Genomic DNA, 5753 nt, shown 5'->3' on the forward strand with positions numbered 1-5753 from the left:
GCACCGCTGCCCGCGCCGGGCAGCCAGGCAGCTCCGCCGCCGGCGCCAGGTTGTCGACCGCGGGGCTGGCACGGCTCGCCTGCCAGCTGACCCCCCGCCAGCTTCAGGACGAGTTCTCGCTGGCCCTGCTCGAGCTCAAGGGCAAGGGCACCAAGGCAGGCATTGCCGCCGCGATCCTTGCGGTCGCGTTGGTGTTCCTGGTCCTGATGGCCATCTCCCTCTTGGTCGCCGCAATCATGGGACTGGCCCTCATCATGCCGGCCTGGCTGGCGGCGCTGCTCGTCGCAGCCGTGTTCCTGATCCTCGGCGGTATCCTGGCGCTCATTGGAATCTCGAGGGGCAAGAAGGCCATGCCGCTCCTTCCCGCCGAGGCCATCCGCGGCGTCAAGTACGACGTCGGCGTGTTGCGTGAGGGCAGCAGCTTCAATCCGGCGACACTGGACGAAAAGCCCCGGAAGGAGACCAAGGCGGAAAAGGCGGAGCGCAAGGAACCGCAGGAGCCGGCTCCGACGATGGACGAACTGCGTGCCCGTACCGCGGAACGCCGCGACCATTTGGCGGCAGTCAGGGACGATCTCGGCCGCCGCGTCGACCCCAAGCCCCGTGCGGAGCAGGCCAAGCGCCGGGCGAAGCATGCGGCAGATGCTGCCACGGAACGCCTGGTGGCAGGCGCCGAAGCCGTCAGCGAGGCCGGCCCGGAGCTGAGGGAGCGTTGGAAGCCACTGGCGACGCTGGCGGTTTCGCTGACCGCCATGGGCGTCATGCTCCGGCGGCTGCTGAAAAAATAACCATTACCACCGTCGCACGGCGGCACGGAAGCCGGCTGCAGCGCAGCCGGCTGCCCAGCGTGGAACGACGACTGAGGGGAGGGACGGCGTTGAGGATCATCGGTGCCGGGACGCGGCGCGACTTCGAGTACCGCGAGCTGCACACGTTCTGGACCATCCCGAACCTCATCACCGTCCTGCGTTTCCTTGCGGTGCCGCTATTTGTCTGGCTGATCGCCCGGCACTCGTATGGGGCAGCCACCATCACGCTGGTCGTGCTGGGATCCACGGACTGGGTGGACGGCTACCTCGCCCGCCGCCTCGACCAAATCTCCTCGGTCGGCAAGTGGCTGGACCCGGTGGCCGACCGGCTGGCCCTCATCATCGTGGCCACGACCTTTGTCGCGGCCGGCATCGCCCCGTGGTGGCTGCTGCTGTCCATCATCATCCCCGACGCGATCCTGCTCGTGTTCTCATTGCTCCTGTTCCATGGCAGCCCCGACCTTCCCGTGACACTCATCGGCAAGGTCCGGACGGCCCTGCTGCTGGCAGGCACTCCGCTGCTGCTGCTCCATCGGGTGGAGGGCTTCGGGCACGACTGGCTGCTGACCCTCGCCTACGCCATCCTCGCCGCGGGCTGTGCGGGGCACGTCCTTGCGTGGCTGGGCTACATGCGGGCGGCCTGGGGCAAGTACAAGCGCCGGCGCGAGGCCAGGCAGAACGATCCACTCCATGGTTGACCCGCGCTCCGGGCGGAAACGGACATTTTCTGACGGGACCCCATGGTCTGGTTAGCCATACTCTGTGCCCTGCTCGGTGCCTTCTTCCTCGCCCTCGGCACCCAGCGCCAAGCCAGTGCCGTCCAAGCCAATACGGGCGGCCTGGCGATGAGCGTCGCCGGTTTGCTGCGGATGCTCCGCAATCCCCGCTGGGTCCTGGGACTGCTGCTGTTGGCCGTCGGGATGGGATTGAACGTGTTTGCCTTGGTGAGCGCGCCGTTGACCGTCGTCCAGCCGATCGGCGCCATCGCGTTGGTGATCACCACGATCATCAATTCCAAGGACCAGGGGATCCGGCTGAACCGCGTGACGGTGGTGGCGATCTCAACGTGTGTGGCAGGAAGCGCCGTTTTCGTACTGCTGGCCGTCAACGTCACGGGCGCTAGCCATCGCGTGCGGGCCGAGGAGGAACTCTCAGCGGTCCTGCTGCTGGCCGTCGTCGTTGCCGTCTTCCTCTCGCTGGAACTGATGTTCCGGCACAGGCTGAATGCCTTCGCCTACATTCTGGGAGCAGGCATGTTGTTCGGTTTCGTTGCCGTGCTGGTGAGGATTATCGGCCTGCGGCTGCTGGAGCCGGGCGGCGGTTTCATCGCCAACGTACCGATCTACACGGTCATCGCGGTCGCCGCGGCCGGCGGCCTGGGGGCTTGGTTTGTCCAGAGTGCCTATGCCAGCGGCCCGCCCGATTTGGTCATCGCGGGGCTGACGGTGATCGATCCGCTGGTCGGCATCGCCATCGGCATTTTCATCCTCGGAGAGCTCAGGCCCGACGTCGAACCGGTGTTTGCGATTGGCATGGTGGGGGCAGGTTTGGTTGCTATTGTTGGGGTCATTGCCCTCTCGAGGCACCATCCGGACGTGTTGCAGAAACAGGAAGAAGCCCGGCGCCGGGCCCAAGCCTCGGGCAAGAAACCATAGGGCCGGCGCGATGACCAATACCGTGACCACGAAACAAGGAGTCCTGCCGCAGGTGAGCGACGACATCGGACCGAAACCCCTCAAGATCCTGATTGCAGCCGATACCTACCCGCCGGATGTCAACGGGGCGGCCGTCTTCGGGTACCGGCTGGCAACCGCGATGACCAAGCGCGGACACAGCGTCGACATCATCGCCGGGCGGTATGACAAGGGCCCGACCTTCGTGGAACACCGTGCGGAGGCGACGGTGCACCGGCTCCGCTCACACTCGGTGCCGACGCACGAGACGTGGCGCATCTGCTTTCCCTGGGAGATCAAACGCGACATCAAGCGGATCTTCGATGAGGTCCAGCCGGACGTCGTGCACATCCAGTGCCACTACATGATCGGACAGGCCACCATCGCCGAGGCAGTGCGACGGGGCATCCGCACCATCGCGACCAACCACTTCATGCCGGAGAACCTGGAGCCGTTCCTGCCGTTCCCGCAGTGGTTCCTGGACATCGTCGCGAAGAACTCCTGGCGCGACATGGGCAAGATCATGGGCAAGGCTGCCGTGGTGACGACGCCGACGCCGCTCGCCGCCAAGGCGATGCGGGACCACGCCTTCCTGCACAAGGTGATGCCGCTGTCCAACGGCATCGATGCCGCCGCCTATGAGCTGGCCCCCGGGGAAACGATCGAGAGGCCGGAGCACCCCACGGTGCTGTTTGTGGGCCGGCTGGCGGTGGAAAAGAACGTGGACACGCTGATCGAGGCGCTGGCCATGACGGACCCGGCGCTGAACGTCCACCTGGAGATCATCGGCGACGGCGACGAGCGAAAGAACCTCGAGGCGAGGGTTGCCGCGATGGGGCTTGGGCGCAGGATCGCGTTCCTGGGCCATGTGGACGACGCCGAACTGCGCCGGGCGTACCTGCGCGCGGCTGTGTTCTGCCAGCCCGGAACCGCCGAACTGCAGTCACTGGTGTCCCTGGAAGCGATGTCCGCCAGCAAGCCGGTGGTGCTGGCCAATGCGATGGCCCTGCCGCACCTCGTGGAGGACGGTGTCAACGGCTACCTGTTTGCCCCCCGCGATCCCTCCGACCTGGCGGCCAAGCTCAACGCCGTACTCGGCCAGAGTCCCGAGCGGCTGGAGGCCATGGGCGAAGCCAGCCACGCGAAGGCGATGCGGCACGGCATCGACAAGACGATGGACACTTTCGAGCAGCTCTACCGCGGAGCCTCGGCGGACGACTTCCTCGACTAGGCCAACGTGCGCCCGCCGGTCGGGAGGACTTAGTATGTCTAAGGTGCCGGTAACGGTCCCCGCGCTGCGGGGCGCCGCCCGGCAGCGCGGGGCGGTAGCTCAGCCGGTCAGAGCAGAGGACTCATAATCCTTTGGTCGTGGGTTCAAGCCCCACCCGCCCTACGTCGAGAGAAGGCCCCGGACCAGAATGGCCCGGGGCCTTCGTCATGCCGCCCGCCGGACTCCCGCGGGACTCCAGGGATGCGGCTGCCCCGGCACCCCGGCCGAAGCTGCAGCGCACGCGTTCGGCCGTTGCCCGCTGCCCGGTTCTGCGCTAAGTTACTGATCAGTAACTTGATCTTCTCCCCGGCGCCTCCTGCCCGGGGCCGCGACCTGTTCACAGAAAAGGAAGCCACTATGGGCCAGCGCGTCATCGATCCGAACGACCTTCCCTACGCCGATGGAGACTTCTACTCGTTCGAGGAGATGCTCTCGGAACCCGAACGCTCGCGGCTGCACGACATCCGCGACTGGCTGGCCAAGGAAGTCCGGCCGATCGCCGTCGACTGCTGGAACCGGGCTGAGTTCCCACTGGAGATCATCCCGAAACTGGCGGACCTGGACGTGGTCAGCCCGGTCAGGCGGCAGGGATACTCCAACTTGTTCGCCGGCCTCGTCCACGCGGAGTTCACCCGCGCCGACACGTCCATCGCCACGTTCCTGGGGGTCCACGACGGCCTGTTCGCCGGATCGATCGAAGTCCTCGCGTCGAAGGAGCAGCAGGAGGCCTGGCTGCCGGACATCTACGCCCTCAAGAAGATCGGCGCTTTCGGACTGACGGAACCCCTCGGCGGCTCCGACGTCGCCGGCGGCACGCGCACCACGGCCCGGCGCGACGGGAACGGCTGGGTGCTGAACGGGGCCAAACGCTGGATTGGCAACGCGACCTTCTCGGACTGGGTCGTCATCTACGCGCGCGACCTGGCCGACAACCAGGTCAAGGGCTTCCTCGTGGACACGGCCACCCCCGGCTATGCCGCGACGAAGATCGAGAACAAGATCAGCCTGCGCACCGTGCAGAACGCGGACATCACCCTGGAAAACGTGGTGGTCCCCGATGATTTCCATCTCAAGGGCGCCAACAGCTTCCGCGACACCAACAAGGTGCTGAAGGTGACGCGGCTTGCCGTAGCCTGGCAGGCGGTGGGGCAGCAGATGGCTGCCTTCGATGTGGCACGGCGCTACGCCGTGGAGCGGCACCAGTTTGGGAAGCCGCTGGCATCGTTCCAGCTGGTGCAGGACCAGCTGGTGCAGATCCTCGGCAACACCGTCGCCTCAATGGGCATGATGGTCCGCCTGGCGCAGCTGGAAGACGCCGGCCAGGCCAAGGACGAGCAGTCCGCTTTGGCCAAGGCGTTCACCACTGCGCGGATGCGTGAAAGTGTGGCCCTGGGCCGCAACATCCTGGGCGGCAACGGCATCGTGGCCGACTACGAAATGGCCAAGATCTTCGCCGACGCCGAGGCCATCTACTCCTACGAGGGAACCCACGAAATCAACTCCCTGGTGGCAGGCCGGGCGATCACCGGCTTGGCGGCGTTCGTTTAGCCATCCGGCACCGGCAGCAATACCGAAGGCCGCAGGTCCATGACGAACTGCAGGGGGTTGACATAAACGTCGCCGCGACGGACGCCCCAATGCAGGCATGCGCAATGGCTGCTCGCGGCAACCGTTCCTACCGGATCGCCCGACGCAACGGTATCGCCGGCCTGCAGTTCGGACGCGACGGCCAGCAGGCTGCTGCGCAGGCCGTTGCCGTGATCGATGGTGACCACCGGCCTGTCGACGACCCGGCCGGAGAAGCTGACCCGGCCGTCGGCGGGGGAGAGGACCGTCGCCCCGCCCGGAACCGCCAGATCGACGCCGTGATGTCCGCCCAACCACGGCTTTGGCGGCGGGTCAAAGCCGCGCACGATGGCGGGTTGCGGGCTGGCGGGCCAGCCCCACGGCGGCGAATAACCGGATCGGCCTGCCGGCTCGGGTGACCCGGCCGCGGCCAGC

At 66.7% G+C, this 5753-nt stretch carries 6 protein-coding genes and 1 tRNA gene; 6 read left to right on the plus strand and 1 reads right to left on the minus strand.

Going from position 1 to position 5753, the window contains the following annotated elements; all coding sequences use genetic code 11:
- The 6 genes from AC5RUJ_RS09830 to AC5RUJ_RS09855 all read left to right on the plus strand — a co-directional run.
- Nucleotides 1-788: phage holin family protein (locus AC5RUJ_RS09830; RefSeq protein WP_494155808.1), on the plus strand; the 788-nt coding region annotated here is incomplete at its 5' end.
- 59 nt (nucleotides 789-847) lie between these two features.
- Entirely contained in the window at nucleotides 848-1507 is a 660-nt protein-coding gene (locus AC5RUJ_RS09835; RefSeq protein WP_494014222.1) for a CDP-alcohol phosphatidyltransferase family protein, read from the plus strand.
- 42 nt (nucleotides 1508-1549) lie between these two features.
- Nucleotides 1550-2464 carry a DMT family transporter gene (locus AC5RUJ_RS09840; protein WP_494002471.1) on the plus strand — a complete coding sequence of 305 codons (915 nt, stop codon included), beginning with the start codon at nucleotides 1550-1552 and terminating at the stop codon, nucleotides 2462-2464.
- A gap of 52 nt (nucleotides 2465-2516) precedes the next feature.
- Nucleotides 2517-3713: a glycosyltransferase gene (locus tag AC5RUJ_RS09845; RefSeq protein ID WP_494014221.1), complete on the plus strand. Its 1197-nt coding sequence runs from the start codon at nucleotides 2517-2519 to the stop codon at nucleotides 3711-3713.
- 88 nt (nucleotides 3714-3801) lie between these two features.
- A tRNA-Ile gene (locus tag AC5RUJ_RS09850) sits at nucleotides 3802-3875 on the plus strand.
- Nucleotides 3876-4109: 234 nt separating this feature from the next.
- On the plus strand, nucleotides 4110-5300 hold the full coding sequence (locus AC5RUJ_RS09855; RefSeq protein WP_494002470.1) for an acyl-CoA dehydrogenase family protein: 1191 nt from the start codon (nucleotides 4110-4112) through the stop codon (nucleotides 5298-5300).
- On the opposite strand, the gene AC5RUJ_RS09860 is transcribed toward AC5RUJ_RS09855, so the two are convergent.
- Nucleotides 5297-5753 (minus strand): murein hydrolase activator EnvC family protein (locus AC5RUJ_RS09860; RefSeq protein ID WP_494155809.1); only part of this gene is annotated, 457 nt, incomplete at its 5' end. The genes AC5RUJ_RS09855 and AC5RUJ_RS09860 overlap by 4 nt on opposite strands.

This window comes from Arthrobacter sp. Y3223164, assembly GCF_059091005.1.

Coding starts and splice junctions, on each gene's coding strand:
- AC5RUJ_RS09855 (WP_494002470.1), top strand. CDS start 4,110: ATGGGCCAGCGCGTCATCGATCCGAACGACCTTCCCTACGCCGATGGA.
- AC5RUJ_RS09840 (WP_494002471.1), top strand. CDS start 1,550: ATGGTCTGGTTAGCCATACTCTGTGCCCTGCTCGGTGCCTTCTTCCTC.